Consider the following 19,450-nt stretch of genomic DNA (forward strand, 5'->3'; position numbering starts at 1 on the left):
CAAAAAGAGTGTTATGTAACTCTGCTTTATACAATACTTAAAATAGTAAGTGGCGTCCCCAAGGGGATTCGAACCCCTGTTACCGCCGTGAAAGGGCGGTGTCCTAGGCCTCTAGACGATGGGGACACAGAATATGTGTCACTAGGACAACTGAATGGTTTGACTCGTTTCAGGCGAGCTGCTCAATAACACTCACTTCCCTATTTAAAATAAGTAAGTGGCGTCCCCAAGGGGATTCGAACCCCTGTTACCGCCGTGAAAGGGCGGTGTCCTAGGCCTCTAGACGATGGGGACACAGAAAACTGTTACCCTAGGACAAACACTAAAAATTGGTGGAGCTATGCGGGATCGAACCGCAGACCTCTTCGCTGCCAGCGAAGCGCTCTCCCAGCTGAGCTATAGCCCCAACTTATTCAATACGCTCGGTGATAATCACGTCGTGTATCGCTTAGTGCGGGGCGCATTCTATGCACCCCCCAAAATAAAGTCAACAGTTTTTTGTGCGACATTATTTAAATGGTTTAAATTTCAACAAACTGGCTATCATACGTGCTAAAAAACAGATTTTCATACTAATTTAGATGTCACGTTGCGCTTTACGTTGTTGTACTCGCCACATGTATACGACTGAGTACCCTATTCAACCGATAATATGAGTTTGAATATGATTTAAAGGGTATACATTTATATGCAAATTAGCTTGGTGCTGTTTTACTACTAAAAAAGCGCTGTTCATTGGCATGTTAAACTTTAAATAACTTTTATTACCCGCTAATTTGTATCACGCAATACAATTATTGAAAGTTAGCCTTTTATTACATAAATATTTTATTGTTTATCCCACCACCAATGATATCTATTTAGTCTACGCCGCCGACTTTAAATAAACATTAAGCTTAACAATTGTTCGTTTAATATTAGTTTGTTGATAAAGTGAACACCGTTCGCACTGTATTGTTTATAAAAGCTTCATTCAGCACATTTTTATCATTCAAGTGTTGACACATTTGCAACTCTATCTATAATAGCGCCCCACAACAACGCAGCAATGTGGTGTTGTTTAGATGCGGGTGATTAGCTCAGTTGGGAGAGCATCGCCCTTACAAGGCGAGGGTCACTGGTTCAAGTCCAGTATCACCCACCACATTTTAATGTGTCGTATCTAATATTCTATATGGTGCGTTAGCTCAGTTAGAAAAAAGAGAGCTCACCGTTATTTACAAGTAACGGCAAGGTTCACTGGTTAAAGTCCAGTACTATTTTTTTAATAGTAGCGTTTTAATTTATATGTGGGTGATTAGCTCAGTTGGGAGAGCATCGCCCTTACAAGGCGAGGGTCACTGGTTCAAGTCCAGTATCACCCACCACATATAAAATCTATTATTATGTTAATAGTGATATGTATTAAAATTGTAATATGGGTCGTTAGCTCAGTTGGGAGAGCATCGCCCTTACAAGGCGAGGGTCACTGGTTCAAGTCCAGTACGACCCACCATTCTTTGAATGGTGCATATTACAAGATGTCTAAATGGGTGATTAGCTCAGTTAGAAAAAGAGAGCGTCACCGCTATTTACAAATAACGGCGAAGTTCACTGGTTAAAGTCCAGTACTATTTATTTTAATAGTAGCGTTTTAATTTATATGTGGGTGATTAGCTCAGTTGGGAGAGCATCGCCCTTACAAGGCGAGGGTCACTGGTTCAAGTCCAGTATCACCCACCACATATAAAAATTTATTATATAAATAGTTACATGTGTAAATTTGTAATATGGGTCGTTAGCTCAGTTGGGAGAGCATCGCCCTTACAAGGCGAGGGTCACTGGTTCAAGTCCAGTACGACCCACCATTCTTTGAATGGTGCATATTACAAAAATCTAAACCCTCTAGTATCATCTTCCATTTTAATTTTCATTATCCTCCACTCTTTTAGTTCACGTTCAGTATTAATTGCCATTTAGAAATTCGTTATCAAGCAATTCTTCGGTTTCAAAAAATCAGTATTACCAATCTCATGCCAAAAACCTATCTTCCGAGTTTTATTATCTCCAAAATCATTTTTTTAAACTTACTTTATTACGCGTGCTACCCATTTACTTTAAATGGTTTTTAGGTCTTTTAAGATAAAAATATAAACCTTTAGAATTAATTTGCTTAATAAACTCTCATCTTCGAAGCGAATCTTTAAATTACCTTGTAAGCGTCTAAACTGTTGATTATAGTCTGTGTTAAATTCAATTACGCTTAAGCCAATGTCTAAAAATATTTTTAATGAAGCAAAAATACTGATTGTAGAAGAGCAGCCACTTGCTCAAAGCTACATGAAACAGTCGCTCGAAAAAATTGGCTTTGGACATATGCGTTTTGCAGATCATGCTCTAGCGGCAAAAGAACAATGCTTACATGAAGAATTTGACTTGGTAATTTGCTCTTTTAATCTAAGCAAACGCCAAGATGGCTACCAGCTTTATGAAGAATTACGCGCTAAAGCATTAATAAAACACTCTACTGGGTTTATTTTTACATCTGCGGAAACTAGCGGAGAGTTAGTTCACAGTGTATTAGAACTTCAACCCGATGACTTTTTAGTAAAACCCTTCTCTGTACAAGAATTAAGAGTGCGCATAGAGCGTATTCTCAAACGTAAAAGCGACTTAAAAGCTATATACACTTTAATTGATGACGATAACCAGTCTAAAGCATTAAAACAAATTAATGCCCAACTCGATAAAAGTAATAAATACAGCCCTATTCTGCTTAGATTAAAAGGTAATATTTTACTGGCGCTAAAAAAAAACCAAGAAGCGAAAGACTTTTTTAAGTCAGTTTTGAATATTCAAAAATTTGCATGGGCAAAAGTAGGATTGGTAGAAGCCTTAATTGCTAACAATGAGCATATTTTAGCTCAACGCATGCTTAAAACTATGCTTGAACGTAATGAAACACGACTAGTTGCATTAGACTTATTAGGGCGTTTAGAAATAAAACTAAACCAATTTGAGCTAGCCCAAGAGTTTTTAAGCCAAGCGGCACATATTGCTCCACGTAATATAGACCGTCAAAAGTCACTGAACAGCGTATCTCTCATTAATAGAGATTATGAAACCAGCTACTTAACTCAAAAGGATATTGCCACTTTTGCTAAGTACTCTATGCATGATAGCCCAGACATTTATTTAAATGCCGCTCGTGCTGGGATTGATTTTGCACTAACCACAGATCAAACTGACCAAATAAACAGAATCTCCCGTCAAACAAATAAATATATTAATGAGCTAAAAACACAATTCCCAACCAGTAATGCACAAACTCAAATCGATGTGCTCAATGCACGCCTTTATTATTTAAAAGATGAACATAAAAAAGCGAAACAGTTGATTGAACAACTTGATGACAGCGATACTCAAATACGTTCAGTCGATGGTGCCCTAGATAAAGCAAAAGCATTACATGAATTAGGTTTTCATCAGAAGGCGCAAGCGCTATTTAGCCAAATTATTGATCATTGCGAACGCCACCCAAGTAGGAGCGACGCGACGTACTTGCGTTATATACAGCAACAGCAAAGTGAAAGACGTGATATTAAAATGGGGCCGAAGGAACTTAACAATCATGCAGTTAAACAGTTTGAGCGTGGCCAGTTAAATGTTGCTTTAGAGGCATTCAGTCAAGCCTTTAGGGTCATGCCACACAACCCAAGTATTGCGCTTAACTTATTACAGTGTTTAGTGGATAAATCAAAAAAACAGGGGGGCTCTTTCAATAGTCTATTGGCTCAAAAGTGCTTTAAACTATTAAAAAAATCACCCTTAGCAGAAGAGCAATCAGAGCGGTTCGATAAACTACTTCAGATTGCTAAAGAAATGAAACTAGAGATTAGCTAGGGCCTGTTGACATTTGCGGATTAAAATTTGTTCAAGCAAGGGACGATTTAATCGCAGCGTGAGGTTTGTAACCTAGTGGGCTCGATAACTGCTCCTGCGTTATTCTATTGGCTTACATCCATGTAAGAATAAGTAAAAGCCGAGCAAAGCTTCCGCGTCCTGCTCACGCCCCTTACCTACATCCATGTAGGCAACAAAGAGTTAATCGTCCTTTGGCAGAACCCTTTGGGCAGCGCCTGTTTGGAATTGATGCTACGTTATCGCCCATTTATGGGGAATAACCACACCACATAGGCTCTGCCTTGCCTAAATACCAAACAGACTGCTGCAAATTTAACCTTGGAAGGCCAACAGGCCCTAGAGCTTTTTCATTGCCAGTGCGTTTACACAGTAGCGCAAGCCGGAAGGAAGTGGGCCATCAGGGAAAATATGCCCTAAGTGCGCATCACACACATTACAAACAACTTCAACTCGCTCCATGCCATGGCTGTTATCCATTACATACCCTATCGCATCAACCGTTGCAGGTTGTGTAAATGAAGGCCATCCTGTGCCACTATCAAACTTTTCATCCGCATCAAACAGTAGGTTGTCACAACACACACATACGTACTTTCCCGGTTCTAATAGTGTGCAACTAGTTGAACTATTTGGTCGCTCTGTGCCTTTTTTACGGGTCACGTAATATTGCTCTTCGTTTAACAGTTCACGCCATTGCTGTTCTGTTTTAACTACTTTTTGAACCGGTGTCGGATTGCCATGGTTGGCAAAATTAACAATATCGTTCCATTTCAACATAACAACCTCATTGCGTTATAAATTTGCTTCATACTGAGCCAAAAGCATTGGCTGACAGCCTATCATTACGTCCGTGGCTAATACCACGATCAACGCTATTTAAACACTATACGGTGCTTCTCTGTTGCTGTAAGTATACAGCTTATATAAGCGTGTAATTGAGCTTGACTACCAGGAATACTCACGCTTAATTGCCTGTCATTATTACTATGCACTATTAGCTCATCGTCTTTTATCTCTATTGACTCAATATTGCTGATGACTAACCAATGCGGGCCATTCTTTTTATCAAACAACCCGGTTAAACTAAAAACAAACAAATGCTGTGCATCACGCTGAATAAAGTTACGCAGCGGGTTACGCATTTTAAATAACGGCGTTAACCGGTAACAGCACGAACAAAATACCACTATCCACAATAGCAATATCCCTTTAAACCAAATATGTTCGCCTAATGATAAAAAATAGCCAACGCAGATAATAATCAGCCCTATAAAGGCCACTACTTGCGCTATTTTTTTATTAATAGTGTGCATAATCTCTTACTTTTTATCGGTTGCTTTTTCTGTCGGCTCAGGCCAATCACTAAAAAAACACTTAAATAACGACTTTTTGCCAAATACCACAATACCCACAATACAATCACCATTTGTATGGCTAAAAACAGTGAAAAGCGATAATGACTATGGGCCGCCTGGATACTTAACCACGACAAGTCTATTAGCGCGCAAGCAATAAGCGGCCAACGCATGTATCGCCAAATACGCGCTAACCGTTTCGTAGCTTGATGCGAGTCTCTGGGTCTGCGTAAACAAAACAAAATAGTGGGTACAATTGCCACGGCACCAATTGCTATGGCAATAAAAAAATCATTTTTTGATTTAAAAAACAATGACATTAGATCAAGTTCAGGACGACGGCTCAGCGCGGCAATCACCCAAATAAAATAGGCCCGCAGTAACACTAAAATACTCAAATGAAACGCTATTGGCGTACGATAGCTACCATATTTATCCCAGTATTCAGGTCCATAACGGCTCACAACTGGTTTTTCCTATCGGCAATAGTGCCCAAAATAAAAAATGCAGCTAATAATGTGAGCCCTAACCACTTAGTACCAAAAAACAGTAAGGCTTTAGTTAGCAGTGGGCTTAACCACACCACTAATAAACCAAACCCAAACGCGGTGATCAACACAAAACATGCCACCCTTATAATAAAGTGACGCCTAGCTACCACGCCTTTGGTGAGCTTTAAAATATCATCCGCATAAAGCGACACTAAGCACACCATCAAAAGCAATGATAAATGCGGTAAATAGCCTTGTAGCCACTGGCCTAGGTCAATTAACAAGGTATTAAGTATATTTGTAAAACTAGCCATTATGAGTCTCTAACAAAGTAATTAAATCATCCTCTGTCAGTATTTCTATACCGAGTTCTTGCGCTTTAGTTAGTTTAGAGCCGGCTTTTTCGCCCGCCACTAGCGCATCCGTTTTGGCTGAAACACTGCCAGATACCTTGGCACCTAATTGTTGTAAGCGCGCTTTCGCATCATTGCGATTAAGCGTATTAAGCGTCCCAGTTAGCACATAAGTTAAACCCGCTAGCGGTTGTTCTTGCTCTGATGGCGCTGTTAACTGTGGCCAGTTAATGCCTTGGGCTATTAATTCGTTCACCACGGTTAAATTATGCTCTTCAGTAAAAAAGCCACGCACGTGCTTTGCCACTATTTCACCTACATCGCTTACTTCAATCAGCTGTTCAATGCTGGCATCGATTACGTTTTCAAGCGTTAAAAAATGATTAGCTAAGTTTTGCGCGGTTGCCTCACCGACTTCACGGATACCCAGTGAATATAAAAACTTTGCTAAGGTAGTCGTTTTTGCATCATCAAGTGCGGCAACTAAGTTTTTTGCTGATTTTGGCCCCATTCGTTCAAGTGATTCAAAATGTCCCTGCTTTAAAATAAATAAATCAGCCGGGGTTTTGATCAGCTCTCGGTCAACTAATTGATCAACAATTTTGTCGCCTAAGCCGTCAATATCTAATGCCTTACGCGATGCAAAATGCTTAATCGCTTGTTTACGTTGTGCTTGGCATACTAAGCCACCGGTACAACGTGCAACGGCTTCACCTTCAACCCGTTCAATATGCGAGTCACAAATGGGGCACATAGTTGGAAAGACAATTTCTTTTGCATCGCTTGGGCGTTGCTCAAGTACCACTTGAGTAATTTGCGGGATAACATCCCCTGCGCGGCGAATAATCACGGTGTCGCCCACTTTAACGCCTAAACGAGCTATTTCGTCGGCATTATGCAGCGTTGCATTTGATACCGTAACACCCCCAACAAATACTGGTTCTAGTCTTGCTACGGGTGTAATTGCCCCTGTACGCCCTACTTGAAATTCAACATCTAATAATTGCGTTATTTCTTCTTGCGCCGGAAATTTATAAGCGATTGCCCAACGCGGTGCACGAGCTACAAAGCCTAAGCGCTCTTGTAAGGCTTTTTTATTTACCTTTATTACCACGCCATCTATTTCGTACTTTAGCTCGCTACGACGCGTTAAAATATCATTGTAATAGGCAAGCGCAGCCTTTGGGCCTTCAACTAATTTGGTTTCTGGACACAGCGGTAATCCCCAATCGGTAAGCTTAGCAAGTTGCTGGTAGTGATCTTCAGGTAAGGTGCCATCGGCAACTAATCCGGTGCTGTAGGCATAAAACATCAATGGGCGTTTTGCGGTAATTTTTGAGTCGAGCTGGCGTAAACTTCCTGCCGCCGCATTACGTGGATTAACAAAGACTTTATCGCCACGTTTTTCTGCCTCTGCATTTAATTTTTCAAAGCCCGCGCTATCCATAAATACCTCACCGCGCACTTCAAGTTCACGAGGGTAATCATCACCGCGCAATTTTAATGGCACATTACGGATTGTTTTTACATTTTGAGTAATATTTTCGCCAGTAAAACCATCGCCACGGGTCGCCGCTTGAACCAGTACTCCATCGCGATAAATAATCGATACCGCTAAACCATCCAGTTTAGGCTCACAGCAAAATGTAAGCTCTTCAGTGCTCATTAAGCGCTCTTTAATACGACGATTAAAACCGCTAAATTCATCCTCACCAAAGGCGTTATCAAGCGATAACATAGGCACTTGGTGCGCTACTTGCTCAAACTTGGCAAGCGCCGCTCCTCCAACTTTTTGAGTGGGTGAATCGGCTGTTAAAAACTCAGGGTGCTGGGTTTCTAATTCACTTAGTGTCCGTAACAAGCGGTCATATTCGGCATCAGGTATGCTGGGTGTATCAAGCACATAATAACTATAATTGTGTTGCTCAAGCGTGGTACGAAGATGATTAATTTGCTCACTAATGCTGCTTGTCATGTAGACCTCAAAAAACATAAAAAAAGCCACTTTGACGAGTGAACGCCCAGTGGCTTACAAAATTTAACTTATGCGTATGTTACGCAGAAAATGCGCGAACCTGTTCAACATATTGACGAATACGCTCTACCGTCATTACATTTCGCTCTGCATCTAAAATATCGGCACCAAATTCATCCGCATTTTTTTAGCGGCGCTGTGCAGCATGTTAAACGCGGCTAAACCGTCGCCATCGCATGGCAGAGTCATAAATAAGCTCACCCCAGCGGTGCTAAATTGTTCCATATTATCAATATCGAACGTGCCTGGGTTATACATATTCACCAGCCTAAATAACACCGGCCCTTGGCCTGCTGGGTCTAGGTGGCGATTAAAAAAGCCTTCTTCTGAATATTTAAAACCTAGCATGTTAACAGCAGGCAGTAATTTACTGCCTTGCATAGTGAGCCCTTCTGGCATTTGAATATGCACAATGACAAAGTCTGCAACGTCTTTAGGGGCATCTTGTTGTGTGTCTGCGGCCTCTTCTGTTACCACTTCAAGGTCATCCTCGATAGGTGTATTTACTGGGCTTTCGTCTATCTGTGGTTCATCAGCGCTGAAGTTTAACTCACTCATTTGTGGCTCTTCTCGTTGCGCTAACGTTGGCTCTTGTGGCTCAGTATGTACAGATGAAGGCTGCTGTTCTTGAACAGGCTCGACTCGCTCATTTGCAGGGAGTTCAGCATTCTCTTTTTTTCTTACTGACCACAAACCGTGTATTAATAAGCCACCAATGACAAATACACTGATCACAATTAAAACCCATCTTAATTCTTCGGCCATCCCCTCACCTTTTATTATTAATATGCCTAACAGCCATCATTTTACCTAAAATAACCAGCAAATGACTATAAAATTATGCATGTGCAAGTTGCACCGCTTGTTCAATATCCACAGCAACCATGCGCGACACGCCGGGCTCTGCCATGGTTACACCCGTTAATCTACCCGCCATTTCCATTGCAATTTTATTATGACTAATATAAATAAACTGCACAGATTGTGACATTTCTTCAACCAAACGGCAAAAACGAACCACATTGGCATCATCTAATGGAGCATCTACCTCGTCCAGCATACAGAATGGAGCTGGATTGAGCCTGAATATAGAAAACACCAATGATAATGCGCTCAGCGCTTTTTCTCCACCACTTAACAAATGAATTGTCGAATTTTTTTTACCTGGTGGCCTTGCCATTATACTAACACCACTTTCGAGTAAATCGTCACTGGTTAATTCTAAGTAAGCACTGCCGCCGCCAAACACTTTGGGGAAAAGCTGGCCAAAATCGTGATTTACCTGATCAAACGTAGACTTAAAGCGCGTTTTTGTTTCACGATCTATTTTATGAATAGCGCCTTCTAAAGCTGTTAATGCTTGGGTTAAATCGTCCAGCTGATTATTTAAATAATCACTTCTTTGCTTCGCTTGTTCAAATTCATCAATGGCTGCAAGGTTAACAGCTCCTAATTGCTCTAGCTGATTACTTACTCCAGCAAGTTGATTTTGCGCCGCATTTAATGACAACTCTGCAGGAAGCTCTGCTAATACCTGTTTTAAATTTTGATTAAGCTCACTAAGTGGCTCTAGTACCGCTTGCGCTTTTATTAGTAAGCTTTGCTCTTCAATACTCAGTTTTTGATGCTGCTCTTGCAATGCCACCAGCTCAGTCTGTGAACTTTTTAAACTCGCTTGTTTGTTTTGTAATTCTTGTTTTGCTTGAGCTAACTGCTGCTGGGTATCCACAAGGGTTTGTTCGCCTTGTTGGTGCTGTACTAATAATTGCTCAATACTCTCTGCAAGCTCTTGCTCAGGAATAAGTAACGCTTCAATCTGCTCTATTATCTCTTGCGCACCCTCTGCAGCAGTTGCAAGCGCCTGTACAGCATGGCTAAGTTTTGTTTGACTGAGCTGCCATTCACTTCGTGCTTTTTGCTCATTAAGGTTTGCCTGATGCGCTAGTGTTTTATATTGTTCAGCATTATTCAAAGCTTGTTTGTAACGCTCATCACTATTTATTCGTGTGCTATCGGCTTGGTTAAGCTCTTCAGCTAAGGCCTGTAACTGCTGTGCAAGCTGTTCATTTTTATCGAGCTCTTCGCTCAATAATTCGCTTAACTGCTGTTGTTGCTCTAGCAGAGGCAGACGCTGTTGTTGTAATTTTGTTAGCTGCTGCAGATGCTGATCAGCTTGCGCTTTAAGCATATCGCCACGCGTTGTTGCTACAGCAAGTTGTTGTGCTAATTGATGAATAGTGTCTTTGCGCTCATTTTGCTGAACAGTTAACAATGCAGCCTGCGTTTTATGTTCTTCAAGCGTGGAGTGTGCGTTCGTCAATGCCTGTTGTTGTTGCTCAAGTAAGGTTTCTTGCTGCTTGAGTTTTTTGTGCATTAATAATAAGGAATTTTCTGCATTTTTATCGCCACTTACATGCCAGTTTCGACCGTGTAATGCCCCTTGCTTATCTATAACCGCAATATAACTATTGTCGTTAAGTGCGCTTATATCGCCGGCTTCATCATAAGCAATATGATTTAATAACTCAGGATACACACCTGTGGTAATAAACGCGGCAATACTGTGCTTAGCTGCAGACTGCGATGCAATTTCCCACGTGCTATTTTCTGCTTTACCTTGTGATATATGAATGTGCTCAAGTGATGACAGCGCCTGCTCGACTAAAAACTCATATCCCGACTGAACAGTTAACTGCTTAAATAAGGTTAAACTTTCATCGCTGCTTTTTTCAAGCCCAAGAGTAGTTTGTAGCCCCGCTATACCGGCTTTTAATTCATTTACTTGCTGAGATAAATGCTGCCAATCTTGCTGTGCATCATCTAGCTGTTGCTGCTGAGTAGTTTGCGCAGTTTGGCCTTTACTGTGAGCCGTTTGCGCTTTCGCTAGCTGCTCAGTCAGGGCTTGTCTGTGCTGTTGTTGCTGAGTTAATAGCTGCTCTATCTCACTGTGTTTTAACTCATCTATTTGCTCATCAAGCTGCGTTAGTTGTTGCTTAACATAACTGCTTTTCTGTTCTGTGTGTTTTACTGCGTTGGTATGCGCTAACTGCTGATTATGCAATTGTTGATAATCTTCTTTTAGCGATTGCCAGTGTGATGTGTCGGCATTTTTAATCTCCAGCAGCCGATTAACCTCATCGCTAAGCTCTATAACCTGCTCGCTACACATTAAGTTATGCTCTACAGCCTGTTGTAAGCTGTCATCTAACTCTTGGCAGAAACTTTGTTGCTGCGTTTTGACTTCTTCACTTTGATTTTTTTGTTGCTCTAACTTGGCTAAATTTTGTTTCAGTGACAGCGTTTGTTGTTGAATGCTAATTTGCTGCTGTTCACTGCGAGTCAATTCTGTATGTGTATGGTGCTGCTGTTGCTGTGCATCATTAAGTTTATCTTGCTGAAATTGTACTTGAGCTTCAAGACTTGCCAGAACATCATCATGGCCTGAATGCGCCGTTTTAAAAAAGCTGATTTGTTCATCCAGTTTTTTTATTTGTGCGCTTTTATCAACTTGTTGCTGATGCAGCTTTTGCCATTTTAATACCGCTATTTGCCCCTTTAAAGTGCGTTCTTGGGTTTTAAATTCGCGATATTTTTTAGCATCAACCGACTGTACTGCAAGTTTATCAAGCTGGTTTTGTAACTCTTGGCGAACATCGAGGAGTCGCTCTAGGTTTTCTCGGGTGCTCTTTATGCGGGTTTGTGTTTCACGGCGGCGCTCTTTGTATTTCGATACGCCTGCCGCTTCTTCTAAAAAAACACGCAGCTCTTGCGGTTTGCTCTCAATTAAACGCGAGATCATGCCTTGTTCTATAATGGCGTAACTACGCGGCCCAAGCCCAGTGCCTAAAAATATATCGGTAATATCACGTTTGCGGCATTTGCTACCATTTAAAAAGTACAGCGATTGGCCATCGCGAGTTACCAAACGCTTAATAGCCACTTGGTTACGATCAGCAAAGGTATTGGGTAATTTACCTTGGGTATTATCAAATATGAGTTCAACAGAAGCTTGTGAGATGGGCTTGCGGTTAGTGGAGCCATTAAAAATAACATCTGTCATGGCATCGCCACGTAAATTTTTAGCTGAGCTTTCACCAAGCACCCATCGCACCGCATCAATCACGTTCGATTTGCCACAGCCATTAGGGCCGACAACACACGTCATTTGATCCGGAAATGGAATTTTAGTGGGCTCTACAAAGGATTTAAAGCCCGCTAATTTTATAGTGCTTAAGCGCATCTGTTTGTTTTACCAATTTTTATTATTTTTGTTAGTTGTTACAATTTAACCTATTTTTAGGCAAAAGGTTAAGCTTGGCGTTTAAAGTTATCTAAAATAATGCCCGTTGCCATTGCCACATTAAGTGATTCAGCGCCACCAAAGGCAGGGATGGTAATTTTATTTGTTACCAGCGCGGCACACTGCTGACGTATACCATGTGACTCGCTGCCCATTAATAACACCCCTTTCCCAGCAAACTGGCAATGATGGACATTCTCGCCCTCTAAAAATGCACCATAAATAGGCACATCCAAAGATGTTAAATAGCTAGGTAAATCAACTTGGCTTACCGATACACGAACAAATGACCCCATAGTGGCACTAATTGTTTTTGGGTTATACGGATCGGCACTGTCGGTGCTGGCAACAATGTGTTTTATGCCGTACCAATCAGCCACGCGAATGATGGTACCTAAATTACCCGGATCAGACACTCCATCTAAGGCCAATATTAAGCTGTTTTCATCGGGTAATGTGGTACTTGGCATATCAACAATGGCAATCGCCGCATTATTACTGACTAAAGTACTTACCTTTGTTAACTGCTCTTCATCTGCTGTAATAAAATGCGTTTGAGGGTATGCGCTTTGGTTATTATCAATAAAGTTTTGCGTTGCAAACACATCGGTTACTTTTAATGGGCTATTTAATAACTCCAGTACATTTTTTTCGCCTTGTACAAGGTATTGATTAAGTTGCTTGCGGTACTTCTTTTGGCCAAGCTGGCGAATTAGTTTAAGTTGGTTTTTTGAAATCATGTCAGCCCCGTTAAATTATCTGCACAGTATACCAGAGGAGACTTAAAGTGCAGCCCTATAAACAGCAAAAGCAATAAAATTAGCCTACTTACAATAAGCTAGCTAATCATAAAGATTGTTTTTATTCTCTAAAAAGGGTAAATTTACAAAAAATTACAAGGACTTTTTTTAAATGGAATCAATACACCCAACTTCATCTGAGTCAAACCAAACACCCTCCTCTATTTTTAGCGGTAAAGTACAATTTAGCGGCAAAAGCGGCGAATTTTTTGGCATATGGAGTGTCAATATACTGCTAAGTATTATTACTTTAGGAATTTATTCTGCATGGGCAAAAGTACGCACCTACCGTTATTTTTACGGTCATACGCGTATCGACGGTCATAGCTTTGACTACCTAGCCACTCCTATACAAATTCTAAAAGGCCGCATTTTAGCGGTAATCGTGTTTTTAATTTACACCATACTAAGCAGCCTCGCACCGGCGATAGGCCTTTTATTTGCTATTGGTTTTTTATTTTTGTTGCCATGGATCATTAACCAAGGTTTGCGCTTTAACATGCGTATGACCCGCCATCGTAATGTACGCTTTGCTTTTTCAGGTAATTACGGCGATGCATTTATTAACTTTGTTTTATTGCCTATTGCAAGTGTATTCACATTACACCTATTACTGCCGTATGTATTAAAGCGAATTGATCAATATATGCATGAAAACATCAGCTATGGAAATAAACCACTTACAGTAAATCTTCAGGGCGAACGCTATTACATCGCAGCACTTATTACCCTGGGAGTTGCAATAGGTGGCTTAGTTATTTTTGGCTTCTTTGCTGGTGCAAGTGCCTTAACGATCGATAACTTAAACACACAAAACTTTAGCCTTTCGACAATTGTAGTGCCGCTATTAATTGCTGCGTTGTATGTTGCGTTTTTAACACTGGTAGGCGCTGTTTATCATTCGCTTATTCGAAATCATATTTTTAATAACAGTGAATTTACAGAAGTCGCTACCTTTGATTCGAACTTAAAAGCCATTGACTATGCCATCTTACTATTTACCAATGTACTGGCAATTATATTTACCTTAGGACTTGCCTACCCTTGGGCTAAAATACGCAGAGCAAAGCTATTAGCATCAGTTACAGAAGTCACTATTTATAGCGGCGCACTTTCGTTGATTGATGTTGCACAAAATGAGCAGTCATCATTTGCTGAAGAAGCTGCTAATGTGTTTGATATTGATATTTCACTCACCTAATGAGTAATTATCCTATTTTTGGCTGTTATTATTACCCTAATAGCAGCCAATATATTAAAAGCTACGCATACCTTTCCCATGAGCAAATAACGCTTGTTGACTCTGAGAATACGACGTTACTTTCATCAACTTTAGACGATTGCCAACTTGATAGTCCGTTACCGGGCATGGCATCAGAGTTAAATTTTGCTGATGGTGGGCGATTTGTTCCTCAAGATGTAGAATTTAGATGGCCATTCGCGCTTAAAAAGCATGGACTAAGTGAACGCTTAGAAAAAAATAAGATTCTTATTGTTGCATCCGTGCTGCTAATTCCCCTATTGCTTTGGTTAATTTTATACCGCTTAATACCATCAGTAGCCGTATATAGCGTTAACTTAGCACCTGCCTCGACAATTGAAACTATGGGAAAGCAAACGCTCAGTGTGATAGAAAAAGTCGCATTAGAACCTTCTCAACTTTCTACTAATAAGCAATCAGAAATACAGCAACAATGGCGTTTAATGCTTAACTCACTCAATTTAGACAGTACAAAATTTAGACTCTCTTTTTATCAGTCAGATTATTTTTCAGTTAATGCGTTTGCTCTTCCTAATGGGCGGGTTGTTGTGACTGACGAACTTGTTGAGCTATTAAAGAATGAACCTGATGCCCTGCGTGCTATTTTACTTCATGAAATTGGTCATGTTCAACACCATCACAGCATTCGCCTTGCAGCACAAGCTGCAGCGAGCACCGTTGTATTTGCAGTTATTTTTGGTGATTTAGAAGGGATATTAGAGGTCGTGCTTGGCTCTGGTTCATCTTTTTTACAACAAGCGTTTTCACGAGATATGGAACAAGAGGCCGATGAATATGCTATTAAAAATCTTTTAAAATTAGGATATTCTAACCACGACTTTGCTGATGCAATTGAAGCACTGGAAAATAATTTAAAAGCACAAGAGGCGACCCTTGATGATACTTGGTTAAAGTATTTATCAACACACCCAAGCTCTCAAGAGCGAATAGAATATGCGAGGCAATATAAACCACTATGACCCCTGAACTGAATTTATTGTTATTAGTCATCATTATGATAACGCTTGGCTACGGGTTTATTTATCCGCGCTTTGCAGGCAGCAGCTTTAAAAAGGTATCGGTACAAGATTTATTTGCAACAGGCATTACGCTATTAATTGCATCTCGCCTTTATTACAACTCGGGCGTGCAATTTAGCTGGTTACTATTTGAAGTTAATTGGTTTTGGTTTACTTTTTTAACTTACGTAATAATCGAAATTCCGGTGTTTTTTATTTATGCTAAAAAGCACAATATGCAGTTTTCATAGTACTCTTATTTTTATACAAAAAAGCGCCAAATTGGCGCTTTTTTGAGCTGCATTAAAACATACTAATATTTATGCTTAAGTGCCCACAAATGCAATAATTCACTGGCAATCGTTGCTGCGGCAATGGCGGTGAGCTCACTTTGGTCATAAGAAGGCGATACTTCAACTACATCCATACCCACCATATTAATGCCTTTGAGTGCACGTAAAATTTTCAGCACTTTATCAGAAGTTAAACCACCACATACTGGTGTACCTGTACCTGGCGCAAAGGCAGGGTCTAAACAATCTATATCAAAGGTTAAGTAAACCGGTAAATCGCCCACTCGCTCAATAATCTGCGCTGCAATATCATTCGCATGAAGATCATTGGCCTGCATAGCATCAATCACTGCAAACTCATGCTTGCTTTGATCAAAATCGGTACGAATACCGAGCTGAATACTGTGATTAACATCAATCAACCCTTCCATTGGCGCATGATAAAACATAGTACCGTGATCAAAACGCGATCCATTGCTATAGGTATCGGTGTGCGCATCGAAATGCACTAACGCCATTTTGCCATGAATTTTTGCATGTGCGCGCAATAGCGGTAACGTTACGAAATGATCGCCACCTAAGCCTAATAATGTTTTACCTTGGCGAAGTATTTGCTCTGCCGCCATTTCTAGCTGGGCAGTAAAATACTCAGGATCGCCTACCGGATAGGTAAAATCGCCAGCATCCGCTACTTTTAGCCGTTCAAACAAAGGAAACGTCCACGGATATTTAGTATCTTCCCATGCTAAATGCACCGACGCTCTGCGAATTGCATCTGGCCCCAAGCGGGCACCAGGGCGCCCAGAGGTGGCTAAATCAAACGGTAAACCTAGTACTACTACATCGGCGTCTATGGCGTTAATATTTTGTACCATAGGACGACGTAAAAACGTCATCCCATTTGAGTATAATGAGTGGTCAACATGACCAAACAAGCTAGACATTGCTTATAACTCTTCTAAATAAGTGTAGCCGTCAAGGCCGCTTTGCAATTCGTCGAGGACGCTTTGCTGTTCATCTACTGCAATTTTTGCGCTGACTAACTGCGCATAAGACTGCTGAAAACCTTCAACATCTAAATGTACATAACGCATCATGTCAGCAACAGTATCACCGAGATTAATTTCTGTAATGCTGGCAACACCTTGCTCATCCATATTGACAATAGCACTGTGCGTATCACCAAATAAGTTATGCATATCGCCTAAAATCTCTTGATAGGCACCCACCAAGAAAAATCCCATTAAATACGGTTTATCGGCTGAGTATTCAGGTACTGGTAACGTACTTTCAATACCTTGGCCATCTACATAATGCTCTAAAGCGCCATCTGAGTCACAAGTAATATCCAATAATACCGCGCGCTTTTGCGGTGCTTGCGTTAAACCACTTAATGGCAATACTGGAAACACTTGATCAATTCCCCACGCGTCTGGCAATGACTGAAACAATGAGAAATTTACAAAAAACTTGTCCGCTAAACGCGCATTTAGGTCATCTATAATCGGTCGATGAAAACGGTTTTTGTTATCCATTAATTTATTGAGTTCATAACAAACGCGTAAGTTTATTTGCTCTGCCCATGCACGCTGGGTTAAATCTAATAATCCCATCGCAAACTGACTATGCGCTTCGGCTAAATCACCTTGGCTGTCGTGAAAAATTTCAATTAATGCACGGTCATCAGTAAGCACATGGAGTTGTTGCCATGACGTCCACATATTTTTAAGTAGCTGCGGCGCTTCGTCAGCTGGTGCTTCTATTTCTTCTGGTGTATACGTTTCGGTGCCAATTACATTGGAAATAAGCACTGCATGATGCGCCGTTAATGCTCTTCCCGACTCTGAAATAATGGTAGGGAAAGGCTGTTCATACTGCTTACAAATATCACCGATGGTGTACACAATATTATTTGCGTATTCAGCTAAACTGTAATTCATTGAGTTGTGTGATTGACTGCGCGTGCCGTCGTAATCAACCGCTAAACCGCCGCCTACATCAAGACACTCTATGTGTGCACCCAACTTACGTAATTCACAATAAAAACGCGCAGCCTCGCTTACACCTAAGCGCACATCACGAATGTTGGCCATTTGCGAACCTAAGTGAAAATGCACCAGTTGGACTAAATCTAGCTGATCTGTTTCTTTTAAACGGTTTACTACATACAGCACTTGAGAAGCAGATAAACCAAACTTAGATTTTTCTCCGCCACTGGCTTGCCACTTACCTTTGCCTTGCGATGCTAAACGCACACGAATACCAATGCGTGGTTTTACATTTAATTCTTTAGCTTGGCTAAGTACCATATCCAGCTCAGACAGTTTCTCAAGTACGATATACACTTTATGGCCCAGCTTTTCGCCAATCAACGCTAAACGCACATATTCTTTATCTTTGTAGCCATTACACACAATCACCGCACTGGTTTTTTCAGCCAACGCTAATACGGTTAATAACTCTGGCTTGCTGCCTGCTTCTAAACCCAGCTGTTTTTTTTCTACTTGTGCTTGGCTGGCAACAATTTCTTCAACTACTTCGCGTTGTTGGTTAACTTTAATTGGGTAAACTAATAAATAGTCTTTTGGGTAACCATAGCTTTCTATAGCAGTATTAAATGCACCACATAAGCTATGCACGCGATGATGTAAAATTTGTGGAAAGCGAACTAACGCCGGCAAACTTAAGCCTTTTTCTTCAAGCTGCTTAGCAATGTCTGTTAATGCAATGGTTTGCTGTGGGGCATCAGCCTTGGGCGCAACATACACATCACCTTGATCATTAATACCAAAAAAACCTTGGCTCCAATGACGAACGTTGTAGCTCGTACGAGCTTGTTCAAGTGATGTTGTCTCTTTCATTTATCTTTCTCTTTTATTTATGAATGCCAAACCGGCTAGTTGCGCGCATTAAAAGAAAAATAGCGATTCATGTCCAACAAGTATTTCTACTCGTAACGAGTGAGGATTAAAATTGATAAAGAAAAACAGTAAATAGCGTATTATTAGCTGAGCGCAAGCTCCATAAATAGGCTGTTCGGGTTTTCTGTGTATTCACCAAAAGGGGCACATTGTACAAACCCTAAATTCTCGTAAAGATGGATTGATTGTCTTTGCTTTGGCCCTGTTTCTAGCTTTATGATTGGGATTTCTTCTTCGCCAGCATGGTGTAATAATATTTGCATAATACGGCGCGATAAGCCTTTTCCGCGATAACTAGGTTTGACATATAAACGGCGTATCTCACCATAGGGCTGGGTATCAAACTGCATAACAATCGCCCCACAAGCAATAATCCCCTCTTCATTTTTCAAGCCTATTGCATAGACATTGGGTTGACCCAATTGACTAACAGACAATGACTGTGCTGTCGCTACTGGATATAAAGAATTAATAAGTCTGTCGATATCAGAAAAAACATTAATCACATCGGGATCATCAGGGGTTAAATCTATTAACTGCATAGGTTATCTCTAATTTATTTTCTTATTTGTTAGCAAACTATAACGCATTGTAACAAATGAACAATAACTATGTTTTATGTCATTACTTTTAAAAAATACCGACACAAAATTATTATTGCAAAATAAAAAACAATAGTTTGACCTAGATGTACTATGACGGGCGTATAATGCAATCAA

Annotated in this window: 13 protein-coding genes, 8 tRNA genes and 2 pseudogenes; 9 read left to right on the plus strand and 14 right to left on the minus strand. The window is 40.6% G+C overall.

The annotated features are described in order from the left end of the window. Nucleotides 1-50: 50 nt before the first annotated feature. The 3 genes from PSM_RS09455 to PSM_RS09465 form a co-directional block, all read right to left on the minus strand. Nucleotides 51-126, minus strand: a tRNA-Glu gene (locus tag PSM_RS09455). A 92-nt stretch (nucleotides 127-218) separates the two neighbouring features. After that, a tRNA-Glu gene (locus PSM_RS09460) sits at nucleotides 219-294 on the minus strand. Nucleotides 295-330: 36 nt separating this feature from the next. Continuing rightward, nucleotides 331-406 (minus strand) — tRNA-Ala (locus PSM_RS09465). A gap of 662 nt (nucleotides 407-1,068) precedes the next feature. Here PSM_RS09465 and PSM_RS09470 point away from each other — a divergent pair. The 6 genes from PSM_RS09470 to PSM_RS09495 all read left to right on the plus strand — a co-directional run bounded on the left by PSM_RS09470 (nucleotide 1,069) and on the right by PSM_RS09495 (nucleotide 3,882). Continuing rightward, a tRNA-Val gene (locus tag PSM_RS09470) sits at nucleotides 1,069-1,144 on the plus strand. Nucleotides 1,145-1,291: 147 nt separating this feature from the next. Further along, a tRNA-Val gene (locus PSM_RS09475) sits at nucleotides 1,292-1,367 on the plus strand. A gap of 52 nt (nucleotides 1,368-1,419) precedes the next feature. Then, nucleotides 1,420-1,495: transfer RNA gene (locus PSM_RS09480), tRNA-Val, on the plus strand. Between the two features lie 151 nt (nucleotides 1,496-1,646). Next, nucleotides 1,647-1,722, plus strand: a tRNA-Val gene (locus PSM_RS09485). A 49-nt stretch (nucleotides 1,723-1,771) separates the two neighbouring features. Beyond that, a tRNA-Val gene (locus tag PSM_RS09490) sits at nucleotides 1,772-1,847 on the plus strand. A gap of 403 nt (nucleotides 1,848-2,250) precedes the next feature. Then, the gene (locus PSM_RS09495) at nucleotides 2,251-3,882 is read left to right on the plus strand and encodes a response regulator (RefSeq protein WP_041695867.1); all 1,632 of its coding nucleotides are present in this window, start codon (nucleotides 2,251-2,253) and stop codon (nucleotides 3,880-3,882) included. A 357-nt stretch (nucleotides 3,883-4,239) separates the two neighbouring features. On the opposite strand, the gene msrB is transcribed toward PSM_RS09495, so the two are convergent. From msrB to PSM_RS09535, 8 genes and pseudogenes are all read right to left on the minus strand, one after another. Next, complete coding sequence (msrB, locus tag PSM_RS09500; RefSeq protein WP_013465299.1) at nucleotides 4,240-4,680, minus strand: peptide-methionine (R)-S-oxide reductase MsrB; 441 nt, start codon at nucleotides 4,678-4,680, stop codon at nucleotides 4,240-4,242. Between the two features lie 95 nt (nucleotides 4,681-4,775). Next, complete coding sequence (locus PSM_RS09505; RefSeq protein WP_013465300.1) at nucleotides 4,776-5,216, minus strand: hypothetical protein; 441 nt, start codon at nucleotides 5,214-5,216, stop codon at nucleotides 4,776-4,778. Between the two features lie 6 nt (nucleotides 5,217-5,222). Next, nucleotides 5,223-5,722, minus strand: a pseudogene (locus PSM_RS09510) (DUF2919 domain-containing protein). Next, nucleotides 5,719-6,063: a DUF3392 family protein gene (locus PSM_RS09515; RefSeq protein ID WP_013465302.1), complete on the minus strand. Its 345-nt coding sequence runs from the start codon at nucleotides 6,061-6,063 to the stop codon at nucleotides 5,719-5,721. Before PSM_RS09515 ends, PSM_RS09510 begins: the two are co-directional and overlap by 4 nt. After that, nucleotides 6,056-8,077, minus strand: a complete 2,022-nt coding sequence (ligA, locus tag PSM_RS09520; protein ID WP_013465303.1) for an NAD-dependent DNA ligase LigA — start codon at nucleotides 8,075-8,077, stop codon at nucleotides 6,056-6,058. Before ligA ends, PSM_RS09515 begins: the two co-directional genes overlap by 8 nt. A 79-nt stretch (nucleotides 8,078-8,156) precedes the next feature. After that, nucleotides 8,157-8,902: pseudogene (gene zipA, locus PSM_RS09525) on the minus strand (cell division protein ZipA). Nucleotides 8,903-8,975: 73 nt separating this feature from the next. Beyond that, entirely contained in the window at nucleotides 8,976-12,377 is a 3,402-nt protein-coding gene (locus PSM_RS09530) for a chromosome segregation SMC family protein (RefSeq protein WP_013465305.1), read from the minus strand. Nucleotides 12,378-12,445: 68 nt separating this feature from the next. Beyond that, nucleotides 12,446-13,177, minus strand: coding sequence for a TrmH family RNA methyltransferase (locus PSM_RS09535; protein ID WP_013465306.1), 732 nt, complete (start codon nucleotides 13,175-13,177; stop codon nucleotides 12,446-12,448). Between the two features lie 172 nt (nucleotides 13,178-13,349). Between PSM_RS09535 and PSM_RS09540 the strand changes: the two genes are divergently transcribed. Genes PSM_RS09540 through PSM_RS09550 form a run of 3 tightly spaced genes read left to right on the plus strand, consistent with a single transcriptional unit; the run spans nucleotide 13,350 to nucleotide 15,768 of the window. Then, nucleotides 13,350-14,438, plus strand: coding sequence for a YjgN family protein (locus tag PSM_RS09540; protein WP_013465307.1), 1,089 nt, complete (start codon nucleotides 13,350-13,352; stop codon nucleotides 14,436-14,438). Beyond that, on the plus strand, nucleotides 14,438-15,478 hold the full coding sequence (locus PSM_RS09545) for a M48 family metallopeptidase (RefSeq protein ID WP_013465308.1): 1,041 nt from the start codon (nucleotides 14,438-14,440) through the stop codon (nucleotides 15,476-15,478). Before PSM_RS09540 ends, PSM_RS09545 begins: the two co-directional genes overlap by 1 nt. After that, on the plus strand, nucleotides 15,475-15,768 hold the full coding sequence (locus tag PSM_RS09550) for a hypothetical protein (RefSeq protein ID WP_013465309.1): 294 nt from the start codon (nucleotides 15,475-15,477) through the stop codon (nucleotides 15,766-15,768). The genes PSM_RS09545 and PSM_RS09550 overlap by 4 nt, the downstream gene beginning before the upstream one ends. Before the next feature lie 62 nt (nucleotides 15,769-15,830). On the opposite strand, the gene speB is transcribed toward PSM_RS09550, so the two are convergent. The 3 genes from speB to PSM_RS09565 all read right to left on the minus strand — a co-directional run bounded on the left by speB (nucleotide 15,831) and on the right by PSM_RS09565 (nucleotide 19,273). Continuing rightward, entirely contained in the window at nucleotides 15,831-16,754 is a 924-nt protein-coding gene (gene speB / locus PSM_RS09555; RefSeq protein WP_013465310.1) for an agmatinase, read from the minus strand. A gap of 3 nt (nucleotides 16,755-16,757) precedes the next feature. Then, entirely contained in the window at nucleotides 16,758-18,671 is a 1,914-nt protein-coding gene (gene speA, locus PSM_RS09560; protein WP_013465311.1) for a biosynthetic arginine decarboxylase, read from the minus strand. 143 nt (nucleotides 18,672-18,814) lie between these two features. Then, nucleotides 18,815-19,273, minus strand: coding sequence for a GNAT family N-acetyltransferase (locus PSM_RS09565; protein WP_013465312.1), 459 nt, complete (start codon nucleotides 19,271-19,273; stop codon nucleotides 18,815-18,817). Nucleotides 19,274-19,450 lie beyond the last annotated feature (177 nt).

It is taken from the genome of Pseudoalteromonas sp. SM9913 (assembly GCF_000184065.1).
Taxonomy (GTDB): Bacteria; Pseudomonadota; Gammaproteobacteria; order Enterobacterales; family Alteromonadaceae; genus Pseudoalteromonas; species Pseudoalteromonas tetraodonis.

Coding starts and splice junctions, on each gene's coding strand:
- PSM_RS09495 (WP_041695867.1), top strand. CDS start 2,251: ATGTCTAAAAATATTTTTAATGAAGCAAAAATACTGATTGTAGAAGAG.
- msrB (WP_013465299.1), bottom strand. CDS start 4,680: ATGTTGAAATGGAACGATATTGTTAATTTTGCCAACCATGGCAATCCG.
- PSM_RS09505 (WP_013465300.1), bottom strand. CDS start 5,216: ATGCACACTATTAATAAAAAAATAGCGCAAGTAGTGGCCTTTATAGGG.
- PSM_RS09515 (WP_013465302.1), bottom strand. CDS start 6,063: ATGGCTAGTTTTACAAATATACTTAATACCTTGTTAATTGACCTAGGC.
- ligA (WP_013465303.1), bottom strand. CDS start 8,077: ATGACAAGCAGCATTAGTGAGCAAATTAATCATCTTCGTACCACGCTT.
- PSM_RS09530 (WP_013465305.1), bottom strand. CDS start 12,377: ATGCGCTTAAGCACTATAAAATTAGCGGGCTTTAAATCCTTTGTAGAG.
- PSM_RS09535 (WP_013465306.1), bottom strand. CDS start 13,177: ATGATTTCAAAAAACCAACTTAAACTAATTCGCCAGCTTGGCCAAAAG.
- PSM_RS09540 (WP_013465307.1), top strand. CDS start 13,350: ATGGAATCAATACACCCAACTTCATCTGAGTCAAACCAAACACCCTCC.
- PSM_RS09545 (WP_013465308.1), top strand. CDS start 14,438: ATGAGTAATTATCCTATTTTTGGCTGTTATTATTACCCTAATAGCAGC.
- PSM_RS09550 (WP_013465309.1), top strand. CDS start 15,475: ATGACCCCTGAACTGAATTTATTGTTATTAGTCATCATTATGATAACG.
- speB (WP_013465310.1), bottom strand. CDS start 16,754: ATGTCTAGCTTGTTTGGTCATGTTGACCACTCATTATACTCAAATGGG.
- speA (WP_013465311.1), bottom strand. CDS start 18,671: ATGAAAGAGACAACATCACTTGAACAAGCTCGTACGAGCTACAACGTT.
- PSM_RS09565 (WP_013465312.1), bottom strand. CDS start 19,273: ATGCAGTTAATAGATTTAACCCCTGATGATCCCGATGTGATTAATGTT.